This window comes from Shinella sp. GW821-FHT10F02, from assembly GCF_058809275.1.
Genome location: NZ_JBXASL010000004.1, coordinates 20,494 through 45,052, shown reverse-complemented (window position 1 = coordinate 45,052; position 24,559 = coordinate 20,494). Strand labels below are relative to the sequence as shown.

The following is a 24,559-nucleotide window of genomic DNA, read 5'->3' as shown; positions in this document are numbered from 1 at the left end:
GTAACGATGTCTTGCCTTTGACAAGGGGCGTCTGTAAAAAAGTAAAGATTGTAAATTTCTAGCAGCGGACAATCGTGTAAAGGATGTGACATATGGCGGAGAACAAGATCTTTGCCGGCCCGAAAGTCCGGCGCATCCGCAACACGCTCGGCCTCACCCAGACGGCCATGGCGGAAGGCCTGTCGATCTCGCCGTCCTACCTCAACCTCATCGAGCGCAACCAGCGGCCGCTGACAGTGCAGCTCCTGCTGCGGCTCGCCTCCGTCTATAAGGTGGACCTCGACGAGCTTCAGGGCGAAAGCGCCGGCAATGCGCGCCAGCTGCGCGAAGTCTTCGCCGATCCGCTGCTCGCCGGCGAATTGCCGGGCGATCATGAGCTTGTCGAGATCGCCGATGCCGCGCCGAATGTCGCGAGCGGCATTTTGAAACTCTACCGCGCCTATCGCGAACAGGCCGCCCGCCTCACCGATCTCGCCGACCTGCTCGCCCGCGAAGGCCATGCGACCACACTCTCCGGCGCGCTGCTGCCGATGGACGAGGTTCGTGACAAGCTGGAGAACCGCCCGAACTATTTTGGCGCGATCGATGAGGCGGCGGAGCGCTTTCATGCGGCGCTTGCGCCCGGCGACGACCTAGCGGCGGCGCTGAAGGGGTGGCTGCGCAAGGAGCACGGCGTCGTCGTGCGGCTGCTGCCCGTGCACACCATGCCGAACCTCCGCCGCCGCTTCGACCGGCATTCCATGCGTCTCTTCCTGTCGGAGCGCTTGTCGCCCTTCGACCAGATGCGCGAGATCGCCATGGAAACGGTGCAACTGGCGCTTCAGGACGAGATCTTTGCCGAACTCGATCAGCTCGCCCTCTCGAATGCCGAGGCCAAGCGCATCGCCCGCTTCGAACTGGCGCGCTATGCGGCGCATGCCCTGATGATGCCCTACGAGGCCTTTCACGCGACGGCGCAGCGCGCGCGCTACGATGTCGATATCCTGCGCTCGCGCTTCGGCGTCTCCTACGAGCAGGCGGCAAACCGGCTCACCATGTTGCAAAGGCCGGGCAAGCCGGGCGTGCCCTTCTTCATGCTGGAGATCGACAATGCCGGCCACCGCTTCCGCCGGGCGGGCGCGTCAGGCTTTCCGCAGGCGCGCTTCGGCGGCGGCTGTCCCAAGCTCGGCGTGCACTCCGCCTTCTCCCAGCCGGGGCAGATCCTAGTCGATCGCGTCGAGATGCCGGACGGCGCCGCCTTCCTGACGGTCTCGCGAACGCTCGAAGGCCCGCAGGGCGCCTTTGCGGAGCGGGTGCGCCGCACGGCACTGCTCATCGGCTGCGATGCGGCGCATGCGGAAGAGACGGTCTATGCCGAAGCGGTACGCAGGGACGGCACGGTTGCGGTCGGCACGGCCTGTCGGTTGTGCGAGCGGCAGGGCTGTCTGGCGCGCGCCGAACCGCCCGTCACGCGCCCCCTCGGACTGGACGAAATGGTTGCGGGATTGAGCCTTTTCGACTTCCAGTGAATTTTCGCTTGATTTCCGCCGCGGATAGGGCTTCAAATATGATAGGAATGGGAACAATGTGATATCAAAAATCGCCCTGTCTATGCGTAGAATGCAGCTTGTCGCCTCTCGAAAAACATCCATAATCGGTGACTGTTCTTTCATAGCAACTCATAGGCACGGAAAAAAACTGGGAGATAAATCAATGATAAGACGTACTCTTTTGGCGACGGCTGCCACGGTCGCCCTGTTTGGTGCAGGTGGTGCGCTGGCGCAGGAAAAAGTCGTTAATGTCTATAACTGGTCGGACTATATCGATAGCTCGATCATCGACGATTTCACCAAGGAAACCGGCATCAAGGTCGTCTACGACGTCTATGATTCGAACGAGATCCTTGAGACGAAGCTGCTTGCCGGCGGTACGGGCTACGACGTGGTGGTGCCGACCAACACCTTCCTGCAACGCCAGATTTCGGCCGGCGTCTACCAGAAGCTCGACAAGTCGAAGCTGCCGAACCTGAAGAACATGTGGGACATGGTCGCCACCCGCATGCAGCCCTTCGATCCCGGCAACGAATATTCGATCAACTATATGTGGGGCACGATCGGCATCGGCTATAACAAGGCCAAGATCAAGGAAGCCCTCGGCACGGACACGATCGACAGCTGGACGGCGATCTTCGACCCGGCAAACGCCGAAAAGCTCAAGGATTGCGGCATCAACCTGCTCGATTCGCCGACCGACATCATCCCGGTGACGCTCGCCTATCTCGGCCTCAACCCGGATAGCCACGACCCGGCCGATCTTGCCAAGGCCGAGGAAGCGCTCCAGAAGATTCGCCCCTTCGTGCGCAAGTTCCACTCCTCCGAATTCATCAACGGCCTGGCGAACGGCGACATCTGCATCGCGGTCGGCTGGTCGGGCGATATCTTCCAGGGCCGCGACCGCGCGGAAGAGGCCGGCAACGGCGTCGAGATCGGCTACACGATCCCGAAGGAAGGCACGCAGATGTGGTTCGACCAGATGGCGATCCCCGCCGACGCACCGCATGTCGAAGAGGCGCATGCCTTCCTCGACTACATCATGCGCCCGGAAGTCATCGCCAAGGCTTCGACCTACATCCACTATGCCAACGGCAACAAGGCGGCCCAGGCCATCATGCCGGAAGAGATCATCAAGGACACGACGATCTATCCGGATGAGGCGACGCTGGCAAAGCTCTTCACCAACACGACGCTGGATGCAAAAACGCAGCGCCTGTTCACACGGGCGTGGACCAAAATCGTGACCGGCCAATAACCGGCACAGGACGAATTGCCCGGAAGTCTCTTCCGGGCAATTTCATTTTGACTGCCAGAAAAAAGAGATGGGGACAGGTAATGAAATCTCTCGGCAATATCCGTCGTTCCTTCGCGCCGTGGACGGATCCGGACGCAAAACCATTCATCACGTTCCGCAATGTCACGAAGAGGTTCGGCGATTTCACCGCCGTCGATGATCTCACCCTGAATATCTATCACCGCGAGTTCTTCGCCCTGCTCGGCGCGTCCGGCTGCGGCAAGTCCACGCTGCTGCGCATGCTCGCCGGCTTCGAGCGGCCGACCTCCGGCGAAATCATCCTCGACGGCCAGGACATTGCCGGCATCCCGCCCTACAAGCGGCCGGTCAACATGATGTTCCAGTCCTACGCGCTCTTCCCGCACATGACGGTGGAGAGCAATATCGGCTTCGGGCTGCGCCAGGACGGCATGCCGAAGAACGAGATCGCCGAGCGCGTCTCGCAGATGCTGAAGCTCGTCAAGCTCGAACAATTCGCCAAGCGCAAGCCGCACCAGCTTTCCGGCGGCCAGCGCCAGCGCGTGGCGCTTGCCCGCTCGCTCGCCAAGCGCCCGAAGGTGCTGCTGCTCGACGAGCCGCTCGGCGCGCTCGACAAGAAGCTGCGCGAGGAAACCCAGTTCGAACTGATGGACCTGCAGCAGGAACTCGGCCTCACCTTCGTCGTCGTCACGCACGACCAGGAAGAGGCGATGACCATGGCCGACCGCATTGCGGTGATGAGCCACGGCAAGGTCATCCAGGTGGCCACACCGGCGGAAATCTACGAGGCGCCGAATTCGCGCTTCGTCGCGGACTTCATCGGCGACGTCAACATCCTCGACGGCAAGGTTTCGGCCAACGGCAACGGCAAGATCGAGCTTGCCGTCAACGAGGGTTTCACCATCCGCACCGCGACCGCCAACGGCCCCACGCCGGGCAGTGCCGCGGGCTTCGCCATCCGGCCGGAAAAGATGAAGGTCACGCGGGCCGCTCCCGCCGATGCCTCCGTCAATGCGGCGCCGGGCGAAATCTGGGACATCGGCTATCTCGGCGACATGACGGTCTTCTACGTCAAGCTCGACAGCGGCAAGGTGGTCAAGGCCTCCATGCTGAACGCGCTGCGCGAGGTGGAGGACCCGATTTCCTATGACGAGAAGGTCTGGGTCTCCTTCGGCGAAACCGCCGGCGTCGTCTTGAAGGATTGACCGATGAACAAGCTCGGCTCCGCCATCTTCAGCCGCCTTGTCATTATTCTTCCCTATGCGTGGCTGCTGTTCTTCTTCCTCGTTCCCTTCTTCATCGTCTTCCGCATTTCGCTCTCCACCACCGCGATCGCGCAGCCGCCCTATGAGCCGGTCTTTGCGCTGGCGGATGGCCTCTCCGGCTTCTTCAGCAAGGTGGGGCAGTTCAGCTTCGCAAACTATATCTGGCTGACCGAGGATGCGCTTTATCTCAACGCCTACCTGTCGAGCATCTGGATCGCCGGTGTCTCGACCTTCATCACGCTCCTGATCGGCTACCCCATCGCCTATGGCATGGCGCAGGCGCCGCGCACGCTGCGTCCGACGCTGCTGATGCTCGTCATCCTGCCGTTCTGGACGAGCTTTCTGATCCGCGTCTATGCCTGGATCGCCATCCTCAAGCCGGAAGGGCTGCTCAACCAGTTCCTGCTCAGCATCGGCGTCATCGACCAGCCGCTGATCATCATCGGCACCAATTGGGCGATCTATATCGGCATCGTCTATTCCTATCTGCCCTTCATGATCCTGCCGCTCTATTCGGCGCTGGAGAAGATGGACAATTCGCTGATCGAGGCGGCAAAGGATCTCGGTTGCCCGCCCATTTCCGCCTTCTGGAAGATCACGTTCCCGCTTTCCCTTCCGGGCGTGGTCGCGGGCTGCATGCTCGTCTTCATTCCGGCCGTCGGCGAATTCGTCATCCCGGATCTGCTCGGCGGGTCGCAGACGCTGATGATCGGCAAGACCTTGTGGAACGAGTTCAATGCAAACCGCGACTGGCCGGTCTCCGCTGCCGTCGCCACCATCCTGCTCCTCATCCTGGTCGTGCCCATCGTGTTCTTCCAGAATGCGCAGGCCAAGGCCGAAGAGCAGGGGAGGTAGACCATGAGCAACTGGTCCCGTTTCAACATCGTCTCCGTCGTTCTCGGCTTCGCCTTCCTCTACCTGCCGATCGTGCTGCTGGTGGTCTTCTCCTTCAACGAGTCGAAGCTCGTGACGGTCTGGGCCGGCTTCTCGACGAAATGGTACGTCGCGCTCTTCAACAACCAAGGCCTCATGGATGCGGCCTGGGTGACGATCCGCGTGGCGCTGCTGTCCGCGACGATCGCCACCATCCTCGGCACCATGGCGGCGCTGGCGCTGACGCGCTACACCCGCTTCCGCGGAAGGCTGCTGTTTTCCGGCATGGTCTATGCACCGCTCGTCATGCCGGAAGTCATCACCGGCCTGTCGCTGCTGCTGCTTTTCGTCGCCATCGGCTTCGACCGCGGCTTCGTCACCGTGACGCTGGCGCACATCACCTTCTCCATGTGCTTCGTGACGGTGGTTGTGCAGTCGCGACTGCTCTCTTTCGATCGCTCGATCGAGGAGGCGGCGCTCGATCTCGGCGCCACGCCGGTCCGCACCTTCCTTGAGGTGACGCTGCCGGTCATCCTGCCGGCGGTGCTGTCGGGCTGGATGCTGGCGCTGACCCTGTCGCTCGACGACCTCGTCATCTCGAGCTTCACCTCCGGCCCGGGTGCCACGACGCTGCCGATGAAGATCTACAGTCAGGTGCGCCTTGGCGTGACGCCGGAAATCAACGCGGCCTGCACCCTGCTCATCGGCCTCGTCGCCATTGGGGTCGTTATTGCGTCCATCATGACGAAGCGGCGCGAAGTGCAGCGCCAGCGCGACGAACAGGCGGCCTTCGCCGGCCGCTGAAGCCTATTCCTGGCGGGGCTGCTGCCCCGTCAGGATCGAAAGCGGCGAGATCACGGGCTCCGGCCAGGAGCCACCGACGAAGAAGCTGATCGCCGGATTGACGACCGCCGAGGCCTCCGCCTGCGGGCGGTCGGACAGCGCGCCGGCCAGCGCCACGCTGCCGCTGCGATAGGGGATCATGCCGGAGAGCGTCAGAAGCTTCTCGTTGCCCTCGATCTCCGCTTTGGTCAGTTCCGCAAGACCGCGGTCGAGCTTGGCCTCCACGTCGGCCCGCACGAAATCGAACGAGCCGTCGGCTGCTTCGGAAAAATTGAAGAAGGCGTTTTTCGCCGCGCGCTCCTCGAAGGCCTGCCGGTTGAAATGGGTGAGCGTGCCCGAGCCCATGTTCAAGCGGAATTGGCCGGACATGTCGGAGGCCGTCGTCGCCCAGAGCGGCCGGTCGGTCGAAAGCTCGAAATCGGCCGAGCCGCGCCCCGAAGGCAGTGGCCCCGGCAGCGCCAGCGTGTTGACGATCGCGCCGATATCGACATTGCTGAGCGACATCTGAAACCGCCCGCCGCCGCGAAAACCTTGCTCGGTGAGCGCGATGCGGCCCGTCATGCGCCCGTCCATGAAGCCGCTGTCGCCGACATCGAAGGAGGCGCGACCGTTCTCGACGCGCACCCCGGCGGCAAGCTCCTGAAGCGAGAACGGCGTGAAATCCGCCGTCTTGGCGGAAAGCCGGAGGTCCATGCCGAACTGGTGCAGGAAGGCCGTGTCGATGCTCGCGGCATTCTGCTCGGCGCCCGGCGAAAAGGCGGAAAGGAAGGCGCGCAGGTCGATCCGGTCGAAGGCAAGCGTGCCACCGACCTGCGGCACGCCATCCGGCGGCATGTCGACGTCGAGCACGCCGGTCGCCTGCGCATTGTCCAGCGTCAGCTTGACGTTTTCGAGCTTGGCCGAATAGCCGGCCGTCGTCACCTTCGCCTCGACATTGACATGGCCGAGATTGCCGACCGAGGGAATATCCTTGCCCTGCCAGGCGAGCAGGTGGCCGAGCGAAGGCGTCGACAGCATCATGTTGCCGGCCACGAACGCGTTGGTCGACAGATTGGCGACGCCCTCGAAGTTCACCGTGGTCGGATCTGCGGAAAGGTTGGTGCGCATATTGGCATTGTGCCCGGCCAGCAGCGCCAAAGGCTGGTCGCAATCGAAGGTCCAGCGCGTCATCTCGCCATTGACGACGCCGGAGAGCGTCAGATCCAGCGGGCGCCGTAGCGCCGGCCAGTCGATATTGCCGTTGATATCCGAGATGCGATAGGGCGTGGCCCCGTCGTCCTGTGCCACCTCGACGATGCCGTCGACGACATTGATCGTGCCGATGCGCTCTTCCGGCAGTTCCGGTATCGCCTGGCCTTCGGGGGCGGAGGCGGTGGCGTCGATCGCCTGGATCAGCCAGCCGCTGTGCCGCCAGTTGAACACGCCCTCGGCGTCCCAGCCCACGCGGACCGTCGGCCGCACGAGATCGAAATCGCTGAAGACAGGCTTGCCGCGCACGGCGCCGACCAGGTCGAAGCTTGCCGATATTTCCTCGATATGCGCGAGTTCCTGCTTGCCTCCCGTGACGACCCGCACATTGCCGAGCGTTACGCGCGGATAGGGCCAGAAGGAGAACTCTGCCGCGCGGCCGATCTCTACATCGGCGCCCGTCCACGCCTCCAGCGTCTCCTCGATTTCCCGACCGACCGTGTCCGTCTGGATGAGGAAGGGAAAGCCGACGCGCCCGGCGACGAACAGTGCCAGAACGACCAGGAATCCCCGCACCAGAAGCCGCGATTGCATGAAACGGGAAAGCGTCATTCGGGGGCGGGTCCTCTACCGGCAGCGGTCACATCTCTTCAAGCGAACGGGGATAGGCGCTTGGGGCCAAGAAATCAAATGGCGGCATGGCGGAATTGCGTTCGGCAACGGCGCGAACCGGCATTCGCCGCATTATACTGCGGTGCAACATGTTGTAGAATGGCCCTGGAGTGGAGGACAGCGTGATGTCGGAAATGCCCCTGTGGGAACCCTCGGCGGAAATCCTGGCGACGAGCCCGATGGCCCTGTTCATGAAGGCGGCCGGCCGTATCGCCGGGCGCGCCTTCACATCCTATGACGATCTCCACGCCTGGTCGGTGGAAGACCGGGCGGCCTTCTGGACCGCGGTCTGGGACGATTGCGGCGTGATCGGCGAGAAGGGCGGCACGGCGCTCGAAAACGGCGACCGCATGCTGGAGGCCCGCTTCTTCCCCGAGGGGCGGCTGAATTTTGCGGAGAACCTGCTGAAGAAGGCCGGTCCGGATGATGCGATCGTCTTTCGTGGCGAGGACAAGGTGGCGTACCGCTGGTCCTGGGACGAGCTGCGCGCCCGCGTTTCCAGACTCCAGCAGGCCTTTGCGGCGCTCGGCATCGGCGAGGGCGACCGCGTTGCCGCCATGATGCCGAACATGCCGGAAACCATTGCCTGCATGCTCGCCGCCACCTCGCTCGGCGCCATCTGGTCTTCCTGTTCGCCCGATTTCGGCGAGCAGGGTGTTTTCGACCGCTTCGGCCAGATCGAGCCGAAACTCTTCATCGCCTGCGATGCCTATTGGTATGCCGGCAAGCTCCAGGATGTCTCCGCCAAGGTGCGGGCCATCGCCGGCAAGCTCGGCGTGCCGGTCGTGGTGGTGCATTATGCGGGCGATGCCGAAGCGCTCGCCGCGTCGCTGCCGGATGGCCGCACGCTGGAGGCGCTGACGGCGCCCTATGCGGAAAAGGCGCTCACCTTCGTGCAGCTTCCCTTCCGCCACCCGCTCTACATCCTGTTTTCTTCCGGCACTACGGGCGTGCCGAAATGCATCGTCCATTCGGCCGGCGGCACGCTGTTGCAGCACCTGAAGGAGCATCACCTGCATTGCGGCCTGGTCGAGGGCGAGCGGCTGTTCTACTTCACCACCTGCGGCTGGATGATGTGGAACTGGCTGGTCTCCGGCCTCGCGCTCGGCACCACGCTCTGTCTGTTCGACGGCTCGCCCTTCCATCCGGACGGCAATGTGCTGTTCGACTATGCGGCTGCGGAACGCTTCGCCGTACTCGGCACCTCCGCCAAATATATCGACGCCGTGCGCAAAAGCGGCCTCACACCGCTCTCGACGCACGACCTCTCCAGCTTGCGCGTACTGGCCTCGACGGGGTCGCCGCTTTCGCCGGAAAGTTTCAGCTTCGTCTATGAAGGCATCAAGCCGGACGTGCAGCTCGCCTCCATCTCCGGCGGCACGGATATCGTCTCCGGCTTCGTGCTCGGCATTCCACTGAAGCCCGTCTGGCGCGGCGAGATCCAGGGGCCGGGCCTCGGCCTTGCCATGGACGTCTGGGACGAGGACGGCCATGCGGTGCGCGGCGAAAAGGGTGAGCTGGTCTGCACCAGGGCCTTCCCCTCCATGCCGGTCATGTTCTGGAACGACCCGGCGGGCGAAAAATACCGCGCCGCCTATTTCGAGCGCTTCGACAATATCTGGTGCCACGGCGACTTCGCCGAATGGACCCGCCATGGCGGCATCGTCATCCATGGCCGCTCCGACGCGACGCTGAACCCCGGCGGCGTGCGCATCGGCACGGCGGAGATCTACAACCAGGTCGAACAGCTTGACGAAGTCGCCGAAGCGCTCTGCATCGGCCAGGACTGGGACGACGATGTGCGCGTGGTGCTCTTCGTGCGCCTCCAGCCCGGCGCGGTGCTGGACGAGGCGTTGGAGAAGACGATCCGCACAAAGATCCGCACCGGAGCCTCGCCGCGCCATGTGCCGGCGAAGATCATCCAGGTAGCCGATATCCCGCGCACGAAATCCGGCAAGATCGTCGAGCTTGCCGTGCGCGAGGTCGTGCACGGCAGGCTGGTCCGGAACCAGGAGGCGCTCGCCAATCCGGAGGCGCTGGCGCTCTTTGCGGGACTGGATGCATTGAAGTCATGAAGGTGAGCGGCGCTCGCGATTTCGAACCGGCCGTATTAACCAAACTCGCGAAGTTGTGAACGAAACCTTTGTGCCGGAACCGGCCAGGTAAGGATTTGTTAAACCGCATTGAGGCAATGTCGTGCCAACTTGAGCGCGCCCGATGATGGGCGTTCCGGTCGCACCCGACCCCGATGGCATGAGGCCGTTCACCCACGCTTACGTTGGACAGCATTCAAACTATCGGGGCGGCTTTTGCCGCCCTCTTTTTTACCCGGTATGTCGGTCGAGCGAGCGCGAGACGAGGAAGACGGGAATAAGCCCGACCGCGACGATGATGATGGCCGGCACTCCGGCATCCTCCACCTTTGCCCGCGAAGCATCCTCGTAGACCAGCGTCGCCAGCGTGTTGAAGTTGAACGGGCGCAGCATGATCGTCGCCGACAGTTCCTTCATGGTCTCGATGAAGACGAGCAGCGCCGCCGTCAGCGTCGCCGGCCGCATCATCGGCAACAGCACGCTCCGCAGCGTCTGGCCGCTGGTGCGCCCCAGCGTGCGCGCCGCCATGTCGAGATGCGGCGAGAGCTTGTGGAAGCCCGCATCGATCGTGCCTTCCGCCATGGTGAGGAAGCGCACCGTGCAGGCATAGATGATGGCAAAGCCGGTGCCGGAAAGCAGCAGGCCGGTGGAGATGCCGAACTGGGCGCGCAGGAAGGCATCGACCGCATTGTCGAAATTGGCGAGCGGGATCAGCACGCCCATCGCAAGCACCGTGCCCGGCACGCCATAGCCGAAGGAGGCGAAACGTCCGGCGGCCGCATTGAGCCGCGAGCGCGTGGTGCGCGCGGCATAGGCGAGCAGGAAGGCGAGCAGCACCGCGACGAGCGCCGTCGATGCCGAGACGAGCACGCTGTTCCAGAGCGCGGAGAGCAGCCGCGTCGAGACGAACTGCTCCAACCGGCGTGCGGCATAGCCGCCGAGCACGAAGACCGGAATGGCAAAACCGACGACCGGCGGCGCGAGGCATGCGAGGCTGGCCGCCCATTTCTTCCAGCCGGCAAGCTTGAGACGCACCGAATCATGCACGGCCGCCGTGGTCTTCTGGCTGGCGAAACGCTGCCGGCGGCGGGCGGCGCGCTCCACCAGCATCAGGCAGACGACGAAGACCAGCATGACGCAGGCGATCTGCGCGGCACCGGCGAGGCTGCCGCGGTTGAGCCAGGTATCGAAGATCGAGAAGGTCAGCGTCTGCACGCCGAGATATTCCACCGCGCCGATATCGTTCAGCGTTTCCATGGCAACGAGCGTCAACCCCACCATGATCGCCGGCCGCGCCATCGGGATCTGGATTTTCGCGAAAACCTTCAAGGGACCGGCGCCGAGCGTGCGCGCCACATCCGCCGCCGCCCGGCCCTGCATCAGGAACATCGAGCGCGCCGAGAGATAGATATAGGGATAGAGCACGCTGGACAGCACCAGCATCGCGCCGCCCGTGGTGCGCACCTCCGGAAACCAGTAGTCGCGGCTCGTCTGGAAGCCGAAGAGGCCACGGTAGGCCGTCTGCACCGGACCGGTGAAGGAGAAGAATTCTGCAAAGGCATAGGCGCCGAGATAGGCGGGTATGGCAAGCGGCAGCACGAGCAGGCCGGAGAGCAGCCGCCGGCCCGGAAACTCGCAGCTCGCGACCAGCCAGGCCGTCACCACGCCGACGACGACGCTGATGGTACCGACGCCGGCCAGCAGGATCAGCGTGCGCAGGGTCGCGCGCGGAATGACATTGCTGATGAGATGCGGCCAGCTTTCCATGCCGCCCGTCGCGGCGATGACGACGATGGCGATCGCCGGCATCAGCACGATGAGGGCCGCAAGCACGGCGGTGACTGAGAGCAGCGGGTGGCGGGCGGCGCCGGATCGGCGGCGCGCCGGCACGCTTTCAGACAGGACCTGCAAGGCTTTACCTCGACGATGCGGCAATCCCTGCCGGGGCAGGGGCGCCGGGAAGCGTTTTTCCCGGTCTAGCCCAATAGGGTCAATCTGCCAACACGCGCGGCGAGGGAAAGCTCACTTCGACCAGCGTGCCTTCGTTCGGCGTGGAGCTGATCGAAAAGTTCGCCCGGTTGGCATCGACCATCGCCTTGGTGAGCGGCAGGCCGAGGCCGGTGCCGTCTCCCCGTTTGCGCGCGCCCGTCGTCACCTGCCGGAAGGGCTTCATCGCCTGTTCCAGCTCGCTGCGCGTCATGCCGACGCCGGTGTCGCGGATGCGCAGCACGACGCTGCCGTTCGGCTCGTAGGCGGTGGATACGACGATCTGCCCGCCGGCCGGCGTGAAGCGGATGGCGTTCGACAGGATGTTGAGCGCGATCTGCTTGATCGAGCGCAGGTCCGCGACGATCTGCGGCACATTGGCCGAAAGCGAGGTGCGGATGATGACGCGCTGGCCGTTCGCCTGCGGCTGCACCAGCGAAACGGCTTCCGCGATCGTCTCGTTCAGGCCGACTGCGGTGAATTCCAGCTCCATCTCGCCCGCCTCGATCTTGGAAATGTCGAGCAGGTCGTTGACGATATCGAGCACATGGCGGCCGGAGCGGCCAATGTCGTTGGCATATTCGATGTAGCGCGGATGGCCGATCGGGCCGAAGCGTTCCGTCGCCATCATGTCGGAAAAGCCGATGATGGCGTTGAGCGGCGTGCGAATCTCGTGGCTGACGCGGGCGAGGAAATCGCTCTTGTGCGCATTCGCTGTCTCGGCCGCGCGCTTGGCGTTGCGCAGCTCCTCCTCGGTGCGCTTCCACTGGGTAATGTCGCGGATGACCGCGCAGTAGCCGGAGGAGGAGGAGAGGCGGCCCATTGTCATGAACAGCGGGATGAAGCCGCCCGAAGCCTCGCGGCCGATGACCTCGCGCCCGTCGTTGAGCACGCTCGCGACGCCATGGCCGGCCAGGCCGGCGAGATAATCGAGCACTGCCTTCTGGCTTTCATGGGCGAAGAGCATGGCGAACGGCCGGCCGCGCGTCTCGTCCTCGTCATAGTTGAAGAGGGCGCTTGCCGAGCGGTTCATCGAGCGGATGTCGCCCTCCTGCCCGACCACCACGACGCCATCGGTCGCGGTTTCGAGGATAGAGCGCAGCTCGCTGACCTCGATGCGCAGTGCTGAGGCGGCCGCCTGGTCGGCGTTCCGCTCTTCTGTCTCGATGGGCGCGGGCGCCGTTTCGACCAGCGAAAGGGTCGGCTTGTTGGCCTGGATCGGCGTCAGCGCCAGCATCAGCGCGGTGCCGTCCTCCCAGCGGATCGACTGGAGGCGGGCGCGCACGGCGCTGGCACTCTCGCCGTCGGCATGGCGCAGCGCCATCGTGCCGTCGCCATCGCCGGCGTCCTCGTCCGGGCCGCCGAGCAGGATTTCAAGCCCGCCGGAGGCCTCGAGGTCGTCGAGGCTGGAATAGCCCGTCAGGCGGAAGAATTCGGGATTGGCATGGATCAGCCGGTCGCCGACATGCACCAGCAGGGCCACGGGCAGCGCGTCGACCACGGCGGCGGTGAGGCCGTAATCCATCTGCCGGCGCGGCGGGGCGATCGCCGTGCGCGCCTCGGCATGGTCCTCGCTCAGGAGGTCGTCGGCATGCGGGCCGATTTCGAGGCCCGGCATTTCCGCATCGTTCTCGCCTGTCGCGGGCACGACGGCTGCAATTTCGGGCTCGTCGTCGCGGATCGTCTCCGCCGGCGTCTCGGCAGCGCGGTCACCTGCCGGACGGTCCTCCGGCTTGCGCTTGCCAAAGGTCTCGCCGAGCTGGCGGGCGATCTCGCGGAACGCCGCCTGCTCGCCGGTCGAGAGGCCGTCGAAAAGACCGCCGCGATTGCGCCGGGTTTCGAGTTGCACCACCTTGTCGGACTGGCGGCGGGCCGGGTTTTCGACCAGGCGCAGCGCCGGGCGCTCGCCGCGAAAGGCATCCTGTTCGTCATCGACCGGCACGACCGGCGTTGTTTCTTCTTCCGGAGCCGGGGAGGTGTCTACGGTTTCTTCGTCCTCGACGGGCTCTTCGGTCGTCTCGGTCACCGCTTCGTCCGTCACCTGCGCAGAGGCATGATCCGGAATCTCGATCGTTTCGGTCAGCCCTTCCGCCGCGTCCTCCAGCAGCGTACCGGCTTCTTCGGCCAGAACCTCCTCCACCAGGACGGTCTGCTCTTCCTCGGCCGCCTCGATGATGTGGCTGAGCGTCAGCCCGCGCGCATGAGGGTCCTCGCTCGAATCGGCGATGCGCACGATGCCGAAGCCGCGGAAACCATCGAATTCCCGGTTGCGCGAATAGGTGGGCAGTGCTGCGAGATCGACCGGCACGATGAGCGCCGTGCCCTCGACCGGCCACAGGATCGTCTTGCCCGACCAGGTATCGCGGCGGCGCAGCAGGTCGCCGATCTTGCCTTCGGCGTCGAGATCGAAGCGGGCCGCGACATCGGTGAAACGCTCGCCGGAGATGGCGGCGGCATGCGGCCCGACGGCGGCGGCGAATTCTTCCGAGATCTCGCTGAACCGCCCCTCCGCATCGATCTTCCAGACGAAACGGATCGGCCGTCCCTGCGGATTGAAGACGAAGCCGGATTTTTCCACGGGCGCTTCGGCGGCGTCGGGCTCTTCCGCAAGCGCCGGTTCGGCCTCTTCCACGGTTTCCGCAACGACGTCTTCGGCAACAGCTTCCGCGATCGGCTCAACGATTTCCGGCAGCACTTCCGCAACCGGTTCGTCGGCGCTTTCCAACGGGGCGACGTCCTCGATTGCGCGCTCTTCCTCGACGAAGACGACCGCTTCTGGCTGGGAAACCGGCTCAACCGCGTCGGCTTCCAGCACGTCCTCGACCTGCGACTCCTCCGCCACAGGGGTCTCGATCTCTGGCACGACCTCGGCTTCCACCGCGGCTACAGCCAACGGCTCCGCCTCCTCCTCATCCGGATCGAGATGCCCGAGGATCGTTTCGACAGCGAAGAGCAGGTGCAGCGCCGGATCGGTGGCGATGCGGCCGATGGCGGCGGGCAGGTTGCCGCGGCCGGTGGCGATCGGGCGCTTGACGAGGCGCTCCGTGCTGCGCCCGGCGGCCTCCACCAGCGCGCGCCGGGTTTCCGGGCTGACGGCGAGGCTTTCGAAATCCGCCGAGGCGGCGATGATCGTGCCGTCGCCGTCGAGCACGGCCATGTGGGTGTCGGGATCGTCGAAGCCGGTGAGCATCGCGGCGGCGGCGTCCTGCTGGCTCTGTCGGCCGGCGCTGACGGGCGTGCTGAACAGGATCGCCTCGTCGCCGGGGCGGATGGTGACACCCTCGACGGCCGCACTTACCGGGACGCTGCGAAACCCGCTGCCGATGCGCATGATGAAGCTGCGGCGCTCGCCCGGCGCCTGCACCTGCTGGGCGGTGGCGGAAAGCTGGCGGAAGGCGACATCCGCGCGGTCCGGGCCGGCATCGAGGAAATCGTAGATATTGTCGTGACCGAAGAGAGCGGCCCCGCGGCCGTTCGACCAGAGCACGCGCGCCATGTCCTTGGAAAACAGCACGACCGCCTCGCCCCGGGCGAAGGGCAGGCGCACCCGTTCATGGACGGCGACGTCGATAAAGGGATACTGCTTTGCGGACATATTCAGGCCTGTGTCTGCTTCCGGGTCCCCGGCTTTCGATTAACGCTTTATTAATAGCGGTGCATGTGCGGAGGGTCCAGCGCCTCGCCCGCAAAGGCCCGGGCTTTCGGGCAGAAGGGTTAACGCCGCTTCGAATTATTGTGCACCGCACAATTTTGTTGCAATGCGAAAAGAGATCGTCTATATACGGCTCATCCAAGAACACGGCGCCTCTAGAGAGGGCCAAACCAAGGAGCGCAGACAATGGCTACCAAGAAGACCGACGACGTATTCTCCATCGCATCCATCGACCCCAGCAAGGTCTCTGAAAGCTTCCGCGAGTTCGCCGAAAAGGGCGCCGCTCAGAGCAAGGAAGCTTATGCCAAGATGAAGGAAGCCGCCGAAGACGCGACCAAGACTGTCGAAGCGACGCTCGAAAGCGCCCAGGCCGGCTCCGTCGAACTCGGCCTCAAGGCCATCGAAGCGCTGCGCACCAATGCCGAAAACTCGCTTTCCCACATGGAAGCCCTGCTCGGCGTGAAGTCGGTCTCCGAACTGTTTGAACTGCAGACCGCGTTCCTGCGCAAGCAGGCTGAAGTCGTCGTCGAACAGGCCCGCACCCTTCAGGAAACCTCCAAGAAGGTTGCCGAAAAGGTCTCGGCTCCCGGCAAGTCCGCCGCCGAGAAGGCCATGAAGTCCTTCAAGACCGCCTAAGCCCCGCTTCGCAGGGTTTTACACGGCATGATAAAATGGCCGGGCATGAGCCCGGCCATTTTCGTATGTGCAAGCATGCAAAAAACGCTTGAAAAATGGTGCGGCTGCCCGTATGTGACGCACCAAGCGCGGTCGATGCGCTGTTGTGCGGTTGTAGCTCAGTTGGTTAGAGCGCAGGTTTGTGGCACCTGAGGTCGGAGGTTCGAGACCCCCCAACCGTACCATTTCCACTCTTCAAAATGTGATCGGTTCCGGGCGTAGATGATTTCTGCGCCCTTTTGCGTGGCCGTCGCTTGACTCACGAAGAAAATAGGTAGATCGGTCTACATATTGAATCGAGGTGCGCGATGACCGAAAGAGTGCCGGCACGGGAACGGCTGCTGAAGGCGGCTGCGGAATTGTTTTACCGGGACGGGGTAGGGGCGACGGGGATCGATGCGATCACGGCCCATGCCGGCGTCGCGAAGATGAGCCTCTACAACAACTTCTCCTCCAAGTCCGAGCTGGTGAAGGCCTATCTCGATGCGCGGCTGGAGGAGTGGCACGAGTTGTATCGGCAGCGGCTCGCCAGCGCCGCCTCGCCGCGCGAGCGCCTGCTGGCGGTCTTCGATTCCTATGTCGACCATGCCGAACTCGCTTATGGCTGGGGTTTTCGCGGCTGCGGGCTGCTGAATGCCGCCGCTGAACTGTCTATCGCCGATCCTGGCCGGGCGACCGTCGCCTTGCAGAAGGAAGAGGTGGAGCAGCTCTTCCGGCAATATCTGAGCGAAATGAAACCCGATGGCGGAGCCGCGATCGATGAGACGGCGGAACATCTGTCCTTCGTGCTCGAAGGCGCCATGGCGCGTGCAGGGCTCGACGGGCATGACGGGCGGCTGAAGGCGGCGCGCAGGATCGCCATTTCCGTCATGGACAGCCTATGAGCGCCGCGGATCTCGCGACGGCGCCCCGTCCGGCCACCCGGCTTTGGGCGATCCTTGTCCTCGTGCTTCTCGAAGCGGCGCTGGTGGTGAGCTGGAGCGCCGGCTTCATCGGCGTTCGCTTTGCACACGATCATGCGCCGATCTTCCTCATCCTGCTCTGGCGCAGCCTCGTCTCGGGCTTGGTGCTGCTGCCCTTCGCTTTGACGATGGGGCCGAAAATCCGCGGCAGAGACATCGCCTTGCACATGCTGCTCGGCGCGCTTGCCATGGCCGGCTACCTCTCGGGCTTTGCGCTGGCGATCTCCTTCGGCGTACCCACCGGCCTCGTCGCCCTCATCACCGATATGCTGCCGCTTGCCGTAGCCTTCCTCTCCTGGCCCATTCTCGGGCAGGCGCTCACCGCCCGGCAGTGGATCGGTTCGTTCATCGGGCTCGCCGGCGTGATCATCGCCTCCGGCTGGTCGCTGGATGTCGGCAATGTGCCGCTCTGGGCCTATGGCCTGCCCGTGCTCGGCACCCTGTCGCTGGCGCTGGCGACACTCTTGCAGAAGCGCAGTGCGTCGAGCGCCATGCCGGTCTACCAGAGTCTCTGCATCCAGTGCCTGTCGGCCGCGGCGATCTTCGCCGTGCTCGCATGGCACGAAGGCGGCGTGCTGCCGGTCCTTAATGCCGGCTTCATCGGCGGTATCCTCTGGCTTGTCTTCATCGCCACCTTCGCCGCCTGGAGCCTATATTATCTGGCACTCCAGAAATCCTCTCCCGCCCGGGTCACGGCCATCCTCTATCTCAGCCCGCCGGTGACGATGATCTGGGCCTGGCTGATGTTCGGCGAGCCGCTTTCCTGGGCGATGGCGGTGGGCCTGGCGGTGTCCCTCGTCGGCATCCTCATCGTTGCGAAATCGCAAGCGCCGGCCCATTCCTAGGGCAGTGTAAACCCTTCATTTACCACGCTTTTGACCGCAGTCCCGATTTGGCACTGTATTAGGAATCCGTTGACCACTGAACCCTAGGGTCTGACCTGTTCCTGTGTGGAACCGGTCCGCATGACGCGCTGCCGCGATGCAAATGGGGTTTTCATATGCACATGACGTGCGTCAAGTGGCTGGCGGTTCCCGCTGGCATGTTCGGGCTGTTCCTTCTCTGGCTGCCGATCAGCCTCCAGGCCCAGCTCATTCTCTCCTTCGCCGTGCTCGGCGTGATGTTCCTGGCAATGACGCGCCCGGCCAACACCACCCTCCGGCTCGTCACCTTCACCTTTGCCGGCATCCTCGCCATGCGCTACGCGTTCTGGCGCACCACGGAAACGCTGCCGAGCATCTACGAACCGCTGAACTTCATCCCCGGCCTGATCCTGTATCTGGCCGAGATGTACTGCCTCGCCATGCTGGCGATCAGCTTCTTCATGCTGGCCGATCCCCTGAAGCGCAAAACTCCGGAGCCGGGCGAGGCCGCAAGCCTGCCCACCGTCGACGTCTTCATCCCGTCCTATAACGAGGAGCCCGAACTGCTCGCCGGCACGCTCGCCGCGGCAAAATCGCTGCTCTATCCAAAGGACAAGCTGAACGTCTACCTGCTGGACGACGGCGGCACGGAAGCCAAGCGCAACCATAAGGACCCGCGCATCGCGATCGCAGCGATCCGCCGCCACGAGCAGCTGAAGGCGCTCTGCGCCTCGCTCGGCGTGCACTACCACGCCCGCAAGCAGAATGACCACGCCAAGGCCGGCAACCTCAACGAGGGCCTGAAGGTCTCGAACGGCGAACTCGTCGTCGTCTTCGACGCCGACCATGCGCCGGTGCGCGAATTTCTGCGCGAGACGGTCGGTTTCTTCCGCGAGGATAAAAAGCTGTTCCTCGTCCAGACGCCGCACTACTTCCTCAACCCGGATCCGCTGGAAAAGAACCTCCAGACCTTCGCGCGCATGCCGTCCGAAAACGAGATGTTCTATTCGATCCTGCAACGCGGGCTCGACAAGTGGAACGCCTCGTTCTTCTGCGGCTCGGCAGCGGTTCTGCGCCGCTCGGCGCTGGCATCGGCGAATGGGTTTTCCGGCCAGTCGATCACCGAGGATTGCGAGACGGCACTGGCGCTGCACTCCAAGGGCTGGCACAGCATCTATGTCGACAAGCCGCTGATCGCCGGTCTCCAGCCGGAGACCTTCGTGTCCTTCATCGGCCAGCGCGCCCGCTGGTGCCAGGGCATGCTGCAGATCCTCATCCTCAACCGGCCGTTCCTCGCCAAGGGCCTGACGCTTGCCCAGCGCATCTGCTATGCCGGCATCAACCTGTTCTGGCTGTTCCCGCTGTCGCGGCTCGCCTTCGTCTTCTCGCCGCTGCTCTACATCTTCTTCTCGCTGGAAATCTACCAGGCGAACATCCTCGAATTCGCCTCCTATGCGGTGACCTATCTCATCGGCTCCTTCGCCATGCAGAGCTACCTCTACGGCCGCGTGCGCTGGCCCTGGGTCTCCGAGCTTTACGAATATGTCCAGTCCGTGCTGCTCTTCGGCTCGATCCTCAGCGTCATCCGCAATCCGCGCAAACCCACCTTCAACGTAACCGCCAAGGGCCAGACGCTCGACCGCAGCATGCTTTCGCCGCTGGCACGGCCCTATTTCATCATCTTCTTCGTGCTACTGGCCGCCGCCCTCTATTCCGGCTACCGCTTCCTGACGGAGCCGGTCGCGACCGAGCTCCTGACCATCGTTGCCGGCTGGAACCTCATCAATCTCGGCCTCGCCGGTGCGGCGCTGGGCGTCGTCGCCGAACGCCGTGAGCTGCGCCGCAACCAGCGCCTGCCGGTCAAGCGCCATGCGCTGATGAAGATCGACGGCAAGCTCAACAACATCATCATCCAGGATGCCTCATCCGGCGGCATCTCGGTGGAGTTCGTCGACAAGGCGCCGGAGATCGACCTCGAAACCCCGCTGGAAGCGACGATCCAGCTTCGCCGCGCCGGCCAGATCATCGCCTTCGACGTGATCTGCCGCTCCAGCCGCGCGGCCGGCGAGGGCGCCATCTACGGCTTCGCCTACAAGGAGCGCACGCCGGAGACCTTCATGGCGATCGCCGAGCTGATGTTCTCCGACCAGGCGGTCCTCCAGGAGCGGCTCGTACGTCGTCAGGTGCGCCGCAGCTTCTTCTGGGGCACCTCGCGCTTCGCGCTGTGGAGCATCCGCGAGACGCTGCGCGCGCTGCAATATTCCGCCGGCCTCATCCGCGAAAGCGCCGTCAAATCCTTCGCCGATGCCCCCATCGTGGTGAAGGAAAACAATGCCCAGATCCCCGGCCGCGCCGTCGAGCTGCCGCCGGTCCTCACAGGAACCCAGGCCTATGGCTAAGACATCTCTCCTCGCAACGCTGGGGCTCTCCCTCCTCGTCGCCTCGGCCGGTGCCGGCCGGGCGGAAGGGCTGGTGGCCGATAGCGTCAAGCCGCTGCTCGAAGGCACGGCGCTGTCCGGCGGTCTGCTTCCCGAACCCATAGAGACGAAGAAGGCCGAGCAGGCTGCGGACAAGACCCTTGTGCCCTTCGAACAATCGGCGGATGCCTACACGCTTGCCGGCGAGGACGATGTCGCGACCTTCACCTTCGCGCTCGATGGCCCGCAGGTCTCCGCCGGCGGCACGCTGAACCTCGCCTATATCAACGCTGTCTCCGTGCTGCCCGATACGGCGAAGATGGATGTCGAGGTGAACGGCCGGGATATCGGCAGCTTCGCCATCGCCTCGCCGAACGGCACGCTGACGGAGAAGATCGCCGTCGCCTCCGAATTCCTCAAGGCCGGCCGCAATGTCGTGCGCCTCCGCGCCCGGCAGCACCACCGCGTCGATTGCTCGCTCGATGCGACCTATGAGCTCTGGACGAAGTTCGATCCCGCATCGAGCGGTTTCGTTACCGGTGCCGCGTCGGGCTTTGCCGATTTCGACAGCCTGCTTGCCGTCCGCCGCAATGCGGCGCACCGAACGGATGTCCGCATCGTCGTCCAGGGCGCCTTGAGCGCCGAGGCGCTGAACGAGGTCGCGCCCGTCCTGCAATCGCTCATCCTCTTCCTGAACCGGGACGATGTGAGCGTCTCGGTTGCGGATAGGCCGGGCACCGGCCCGGGCATCGATCTCGTCATGGCGATGGACCGCGGTGGCGCCGCGACGCTGTCCAAGCTCGGTCTTTCAAACGCCCCGCGCGGCCTCTCCGTCCAGGCCGGTGCCACGGCAGACCGGGCGACGGTCGTCCTGCGCGCCGCCAATCTCAATGACGTCAATGCTGCCGTGCTTGCCGCCGTGAAGGGGCCGCTTGCCGATGGACTGAAGTCCGGCATCTTCGAGAAGGGCATGGGCGTGCTTGCGGTCGATGCCGGCGAACGGCGCACGCTGAAGGAGGCGGGCTACGAGACCCGCGTCTTCTCCGGCCGCCTGTCGCGCACCGATTTCGCCGTCGAAATGCCGGCGGATTTCTACGCGGCGGAATATGCGACGCTGGACCTGCGCCTGCATGCCGCGACCTCGCCGGGCCTCGACCAGACCGCCCAGCTTCTCGTCCGCGTCAACGACAAGGTCGTGAAGAGCTACCCGTTCCGCAATCGCGAGGGCGAACAGTTCGATGGCAAGCGCATCGAGCTGCCGCTGCGCGCCTTCCGCCCCGGCGTCAACCGCGTGGAATTGCTCGCCGAACTGCCGGTCGCCGCCGATGCCGCCTGCCGTTCGGAGGAGCGTGACGATGGCAAGCCGCGCTTCATCCTGCTCGACACGACGGCGATCGAGGTTCCGGCACTCGCCCGCGTTGGCCGGCTTCCCGACCTCGCGGCGCTGGCCGGCAAGGCCTATCCCTATGGCGGCGGCAAGCCCTTCGATCTCGTCATCGACCGGGCGGACAGCCAGTCGGTCGGTGCCGGCCTCACCCTGCTGTCGCGCCTCGCGCTTTCGGCCCGCGCGCCGCTGACCGCGAAAATCGCCATCGGCACCCCCGCGGAAGGCACCGGCCGCGATGCGCTCGTGGTCTCGTCGCAGAACGATTTCGCCGAACTCGGCGCCACCGACAAGGCATCCTTCCCGAGCGAAACGGATATCAGCGCCTCCGTCGCGGCCCTGCTGGAACCCGATCCGGTCGTCACCGCATCGGTCTCGGACACCGCCACCGGCAACGAGACCGCCGACCTGCTGCAAGCCTTTCACAATTCGACGGCGCCCGGCGACGGCGACCTGTCCTTCGGCTCGCGCGCACAGCTCTGGCTTTCCGCCGCCACGAAGAGCTTCGGCCGCTGGCTGAGCTACCAGGGGGACGACACCGCGCGCGTCGCGCCGCACGGCGCCGGGTCGCTGGTGACGCTCTCGCAGATGCGCTCGCCCGATGGCCTCTCCACCTGGACGGTGATCAAGGCGAGCGCGCCGCGCGACATCGAGGCGGGCGTGAACCGGCTCGTCGAGCCCGCCATCTGGCGGGATCTCGATGGCGGCACCGCTACGATCGAGACGGCGAGCCTGTCGCTCGTCAGCCTGCCGGCGGCGGAGCGCTACATCGCCGATCTCCAGGATCGCAGCCCAGGCAACCTGCGCCGTGTCGCCGCCGCCTGGTTCTCCGACAATTTCCAGATCTACGTGCTGCTCGTGCTCGCCTGCCTCGGCATCTTCGCCGTCTGGCTCGGCATCACGGTGCCGCGCAAGGGCGTGAGGTCCGACCGATGAGAGCGCTTTTCCTTGTCCCCCTGTTGCTCGGCTCCTCGGCGCTGGCCGGCGAAACGAAAGCCGGCCCCGGCGAGGTCGAGCTTGCTGCCCTCTATTATTATGCCGAGCAGAAACAGCAGGATCGGCTGGAGGCCGAGACGAACCGGCTGCGGCTGAAATATCCGGATTTCGTCGTGCCCGCCGACGTATATTCGCCGGCCGCCCGGCAGGTGGATGAAAGCACGCTTTGGGCGCTCTACGAGAAGAACGACTTCCTCGGCATCGATGCCGAAATCGGCCGCCGCCAGTCGGAAAATCCGCAATGGCGCCCGAGCGAGGATTTTTCCGGCAAGCTCGCCCGCCGCAAGCAGCGCGTCGACATGATGGCCGCCACCGCCCGCAAGGACTGGATGGGCGTCATCGAAGTCGCCAAGACGCTCGATCCATCGAGCGAAACGGAAGTCGATCTCGTCTGGATGCTGCTCGACGCCTATGCGCAGACCGGTGCCAAGGATGCACTGACCAATGTCTATCGCGGCCTGCTCTTCCGCGAGGGCGACAAGCGCCTGCCGGACCAGCAGCTCCTGACAACCTTGCAGAAATCGACGCGCGATTTTTCGGCGGAGGACGTGCGCAAGGCGATGGGCCTGCTTGCGACCTCGCCGATGCTCCAGGCCGGCTTGCAGCCCGTCGAGCTGGACCTGACCCGCAAGGAGGTCGCCGATTTCAATGCCGACGAGAAGCGCCAGACGCCAATCGGCGAAGGCGAGGTCGGCAAGCTGCGCCTGGCTGCGGAGAAGGGCGACCGCCCCGAAGACCTCGCGCTGCTCGGCTGGTATGACCTGAAGCTCAAGGCGCCGGAAAGCGCCGAGCGCTGGTTCAAGGCGGCACTCGTCAAGCATCGCGACGAGAACGATGCCAAGGGCCTCTATCTCTCGTTTGCCGCGCAGAACAAGCAAGACGAGGCCTATGCCGTCGCGGAACAGTATCTGCAGGACCTTTCGGGCGATCCGGAATTCCTGATGAACGCGCTGTCGCTGCGCTTTTCCAAGCCCGACCAGCCGGATGCGGACGTGAAGACCGTCACGGCCTATAGCAACGCCATCCTCGCCACCTCCAATGCCGACCATGCGGAAATCCTCGCCTGGTACGCCTATAATTCCCGCCAGTACGAAGCGTCGAAAGCCTGGTTCGCAAAGTCGATCGATTGGGAAAGTGCGCCGGTGCGGGTCAAGGGTCTGGCGCTCAGCCTCCTGCGGCTCGGCGAGAAGAAGGACTACGCGGCGCTGGAAGGCGAATATCGCGACATCTACCCGGATATCTGGGCGGAGATAAAGGTCGCGACCCCGCCGAAGGGCCGCCGCAGCATTGCCATCGACATGCCGGTCGCCTCCACCGACGGCGGCACCGGCTACCTCGCCCATTTCAAGGCGAAGCGCTTCAGCGCCTGCATTGAGGACATTTCTACCATGGAGGCGCGGGGCGCGGTATCCGCGGATGCCATGCTCATCAAGGGCTGGTGCCATCTCGGGCTGAACCGTCTCGCCGACGCGCGCAACGCCTTCGAGGCGGCGCTTGGCAATGGTCGCACGCAGGCGGACGCCGCCTATGGCGCCGCACTTACCCTGCTACGCGGCCGCTTGACGGATGATGCCGAGGCGATGATCGGCATGTATGCGCTCTCGGAAAAGCGGGACCGCGAGGTGCGGGCCGAAATCTACTTCCAGCGCGCCCGCTCGGCCTTCGATCACAAGCAGTACCAGCGCGTGCTCGATGCGCTCAATGCGCGCGCCGGCCTCGTCGCCGAACCCGCCGATCTCAGCCAGTTGCGCGGCTGGGCACATTATCATCTCGGCCACCGAGCCGAGGCGCAGGCCGTCTTCGCCCGGTTGAACACGCATCTCTATGACCCGGCGGCCGCGCGCGGCCTCGCCATCTCCTCCGATTACCCCACCCGATAGGTTCT

The 24,559-nt window shown here is 64.5% G+C and carries 15 protein-coding genes and 1 tRNA gene; 13 read left to right on the top strand and 3 right to left on the bottom strand.

All coding sequences use genetic code 11. The annotated features are described in order from the left end of the window. The first annotated feature begins 92 nt into the window (after positions 1-92). The 5 genes from AC1RWL_RS13345 (at position 93) to AC1RWL_RS13325 (ending at position 5,747) form a co-directional block, all read left to right on the top strand. On the top strand, positions 93-1,508 hold the full coding sequence (locus tag AC1RWL_RS13345; protein ID WP_493094975.1) for a helix-turn-helix domain-containing protein: 1,416 nt from the start codon (positions 93-95) through the stop codon (positions 1,506-1,508). A 169-nt stretch (positions 1,509-1,677) separates the two neighbouring features. After that, positions 1,678-2,787, top strand: coding sequence for a polyamine ABC transporter substrate-binding protein (locus tag AC1RWL_RS13340; protein ID WP_305112861.1), 1,110 nt, complete (start codon positions 1,678-1,680; stop codon positions 2,785-2,787). Between the two features lie 80 nt (positions 2,788-2,867). After that, the gene (locus AC1RWL_RS13335; protein WP_256120686.1) at positions 2,868-4,010 is read left to right on the top strand and encodes an ABC transporter ATP-binding protein; all 1,143 of its coding nucleotides are present in this window, start codon (positions 2,868-2,870) and stop codon (positions 4,008-4,010) included. A gap of 3 nt (positions 4,011-4,013) precedes the next feature. After that, complete coding sequence (locus tag AC1RWL_RS13330) at positions 4,014-4,925, top strand: ABC transporter permease subunit (protein WP_435267587.1); 912 nt, start codon at positions 4,014-4,016, stop codon at positions 4,923-4,925. Positions 4,926-4,928: 3 nt separating this feature from the next. Beyond that, positions 4,929-5,747, top strand: a complete 819-nt coding sequence (locus AC1RWL_RS13325; protein ID WP_256120684.1) for an ABC transporter permease — start codon at positions 4,929-4,931, stop codon at positions 5,745-5,747. A gap of 3 nt (positions 5,748-5,750) precedes the next feature. Here AC1RWL_RS13325 and AC1RWL_RS13320 read toward each other — a convergent pair whose 3' ends face one another. Further along, positions 5,751-7,586 (bottom strand): AsmA family protein, encoded by a 1,836-nt coding sequence (locus tag AC1RWL_RS13320; RefSeq protein ID WP_435267588.1) that lies wholly within the window; start codon positions 7,584-7,586, stop codon positions 5,751-5,753. Between the two features lie 185 nt (positions 7,587-7,771). Between AC1RWL_RS13320 and AC1RWL_RS13315 the strand changes: the two genes are divergently transcribed. Further along, a complete protein-coding gene (locus AC1RWL_RS13315) occupies positions 7,772-9,721 on the top strand; it encodes an acetoacetate--CoA ligase (protein ID WP_493094974.1) in 1,950 nt (649 codons plus the stop codon). Positions 9,722-9,970: 249 nt separating this feature from the next. On the opposite strand, the gene AC1RWL_RS13310 is transcribed toward AC1RWL_RS13315, so the two are convergent. Both AC1RWL_RS13310 and AC1RWL_RS13305 read right to left on the bottom strand, forming a co-directional pair. Next, positions 9,971-11,548, bottom strand: a complete 1,578-nt coding sequence (locus AC1RWL_RS13310; RefSeq protein WP_493095303.1) for an ABC transporter permease — start codon at positions 11,546-11,548, stop codon at positions 9,971-9,973. 181 nt (positions 11,549-11,729) lie between these two features. Continuing rightward, positions 11,730-15,320 (bottom strand): ATP-binding protein, encoded by a 3,591-nt coding sequence (locus tag AC1RWL_RS13305; RefSeq protein WP_493094973.1) that lies wholly within the window; start codon positions 15,318-15,320, stop codon positions 11,730-11,732. A 243-nt stretch (positions 15,321-15,563) separates the two neighbouring features. On the opposite strand from AC1RWL_RS13305, the gene AC1RWL_RS13300 reads away from it, so the two are divergent. The 7 genes from AC1RWL_RS13300 (at position 15,564) to AC1RWL_RS13270 (ending at position 24,554) form a co-directional block, all read left to right on the top strand. Continuing rightward, a complete protein-coding gene (locus tag AC1RWL_RS13300; protein ID WP_256120680.1) occupies positions 15,564-16,013 on the top strand; it encodes a phasin in 450 nt (149 codons plus the stop codon). A 147-nt stretch (positions 16,014-16,160) separates the two neighbouring features. After that, a tRNA-His gene (locus tag AC1RWL_RS13295) sits at positions 16,161-16,237 on the top strand. Positions 16,238-16,360: 123 nt separating this feature from the next. Beyond that, positions 16,361-16,936 carry a TetR/AcrR family transcriptional regulator gene (locus AC1RWL_RS13290; RefSeq protein ID WP_493094972.1) on the top strand — a complete coding sequence of 192 codons (576 nt, stop codon included), beginning with the start codon at positions 16,361-16,363 and terminating at the stop codon, positions 16,934-16,936. Continuing rightward, positions 16,933-17,859 carry a DMT family transporter gene (locus tag AC1RWL_RS13285; protein WP_493094971.1) on the top strand — a complete coding sequence of 309 codons (927 nt, stop codon included), beginning with the start codon at positions 16,933-16,935 and terminating at the stop codon, positions 17,857-17,859. Before AC1RWL_RS13290 ends, AC1RWL_RS13285 begins: the two co-directional genes overlap by 4 nt. Before the next feature lie 155 nt (positions 17,860-18,014). After that, positions 18,015-20,276: a UDP-forming cellulose synthase catalytic subunit gene (gene bcsA, locus AC1RWL_RS13280; protein WP_493094970.1), complete on the top strand. Its 2,262-nt coding sequence runs from the start codon at positions 18,015-18,017 to the stop codon at positions 20,274-20,276. Beyond that, positions 20,269-22,614, top strand: a complete 2,346-nt coding sequence (locus AC1RWL_RS13275; RefSeq protein ID WP_493094969.1) for a cellulose biosynthesis cyclic di-GMP-binding regulatory protein BcsB — start codon at positions 20,269-20,271, stop codon at positions 22,612-22,614. Before bcsA ends, AC1RWL_RS13275 begins: the two co-directional genes overlap by 8 nt. Beyond that, positions 22,611-24,554, top strand: a complete 1,944-nt coding sequence (locus tag AC1RWL_RS13270; protein WP_493094968.1) for a bacterial transcriptional activator domain-containing protein — start codon at positions 22,611-22,613, stop codon at positions 24,552-24,554. The genes AC1RWL_RS13275 and AC1RWL_RS13270 overlap by 4 nt, the downstream gene beginning before the upstream one ends. Positions 24,555-24,559: the final 5 nt, after the last annotated feature.

What these genes read in the sequence shown, in the direction of transcription:
- AC1RWL_RS13330 (WP_435267587.1), top strand. Translation starts at nt 4,014, where the DNA reads ATGAACAAGCTCGGCTCCGCCATCTTCAGCCGCCTTGTCATTATTCTT.
- AC1RWL_RS13320 (WP_435267588.1), bottom strand. Translation starts at nt 7,586, where the DNA reads ATGACGCTTTCCCGTTTCATGCAATCGCGGCTTCTGGTGCGGGGATTC.
- AC1RWL_RS13300 (WP_256120680.1), top strand. Translation starts at nt 15,564, where the DNA reads ATGGCTACCAAGAAGACCGACGACGTATTCTCCATCGCATCCATCGAC.
- bcsA (WP_493094970.1), top strand. Translation starts at nt 18,015, where the DNA reads ATGCACATGACGTGCGTCAAGTGGCTGGCGGTTCCCGCTGGCATGTTC.
- AC1RWL_RS13325 (WP_256120684.1), top strand. Translation starts at nt 4,929, where the DNA reads ATGAGCAACTGGTCCCGTTTCAACATCGTCTCCGTCGTTCTCGGCTTC.
- AC1RWL_RS13275 (WP_493094969.1), top strand. Translation starts at nt 20,269, where the DNA reads ATGGCTAAGACATCTCTCCTCGCAACGCTGGGGCTCTCCCTCCTCGTC.
- AC1RWL_RS13270 (WP_493094968.1), top strand. Translation starts at nt 22,611, where the DNA reads ATGAGAGCGCTTTTCCTTGTCCCCCTGTTGCTCGGCTCCTCGGCGCTG.
- AC1RWL_RS13345 (WP_493094975.1), top strand. Translation starts at nt 93, where the DNA reads ATGGCGGAGAACAAGATCTTTGCCGGCCCGAAAGTCCGGCGCATCCGC.
- AC1RWL_RS13310 (WP_493095303.1), bottom strand. Translation starts at nt 11,548, where the DNA reads ATGCCGGCGATCGCCATCGTCGTCATCGCCGCGACGGGCGGCATGGAA.
- AC1RWL_RS13290 (WP_493094972.1), top strand. Translation starts at nt 16,361, where the DNA reads ATGACCGAAAGAGTGCCGGCACGGGAACGGCTGCTGAAGGCGGCTGCG.
- AC1RWL_RS13305 (WP_493094973.1), bottom strand. Translation starts at nt 15,320, where the DNA reads ATGTCCGCAAAGCAGTATCCCTTTATCGACGTCGCCGTCCATGAACGG.
- AC1RWL_RS13285 (WP_493094971.1), top strand. Translation starts at nt 16,933, where the DNA reads ATGAGCGCCGCGGATCTCGCGACGGCGCCCCGTCCGGCCACCCGGCTT.
- AC1RWL_RS13315 (WP_493094974.1), top strand. Translation starts at nt 7,772, where the DNA reads ATGTCGGAAATGCCCCTGTGGGAACCCTCGGCGGAAATCCTGGCGACG.
- AC1RWL_RS13335 (WP_256120686.1), top strand. Translation starts at nt 2,868, where the DNA reads ATGAAATCTCTCGGCAATATCCGTCGTTCCTTCGCGCCGTGGACGGAT.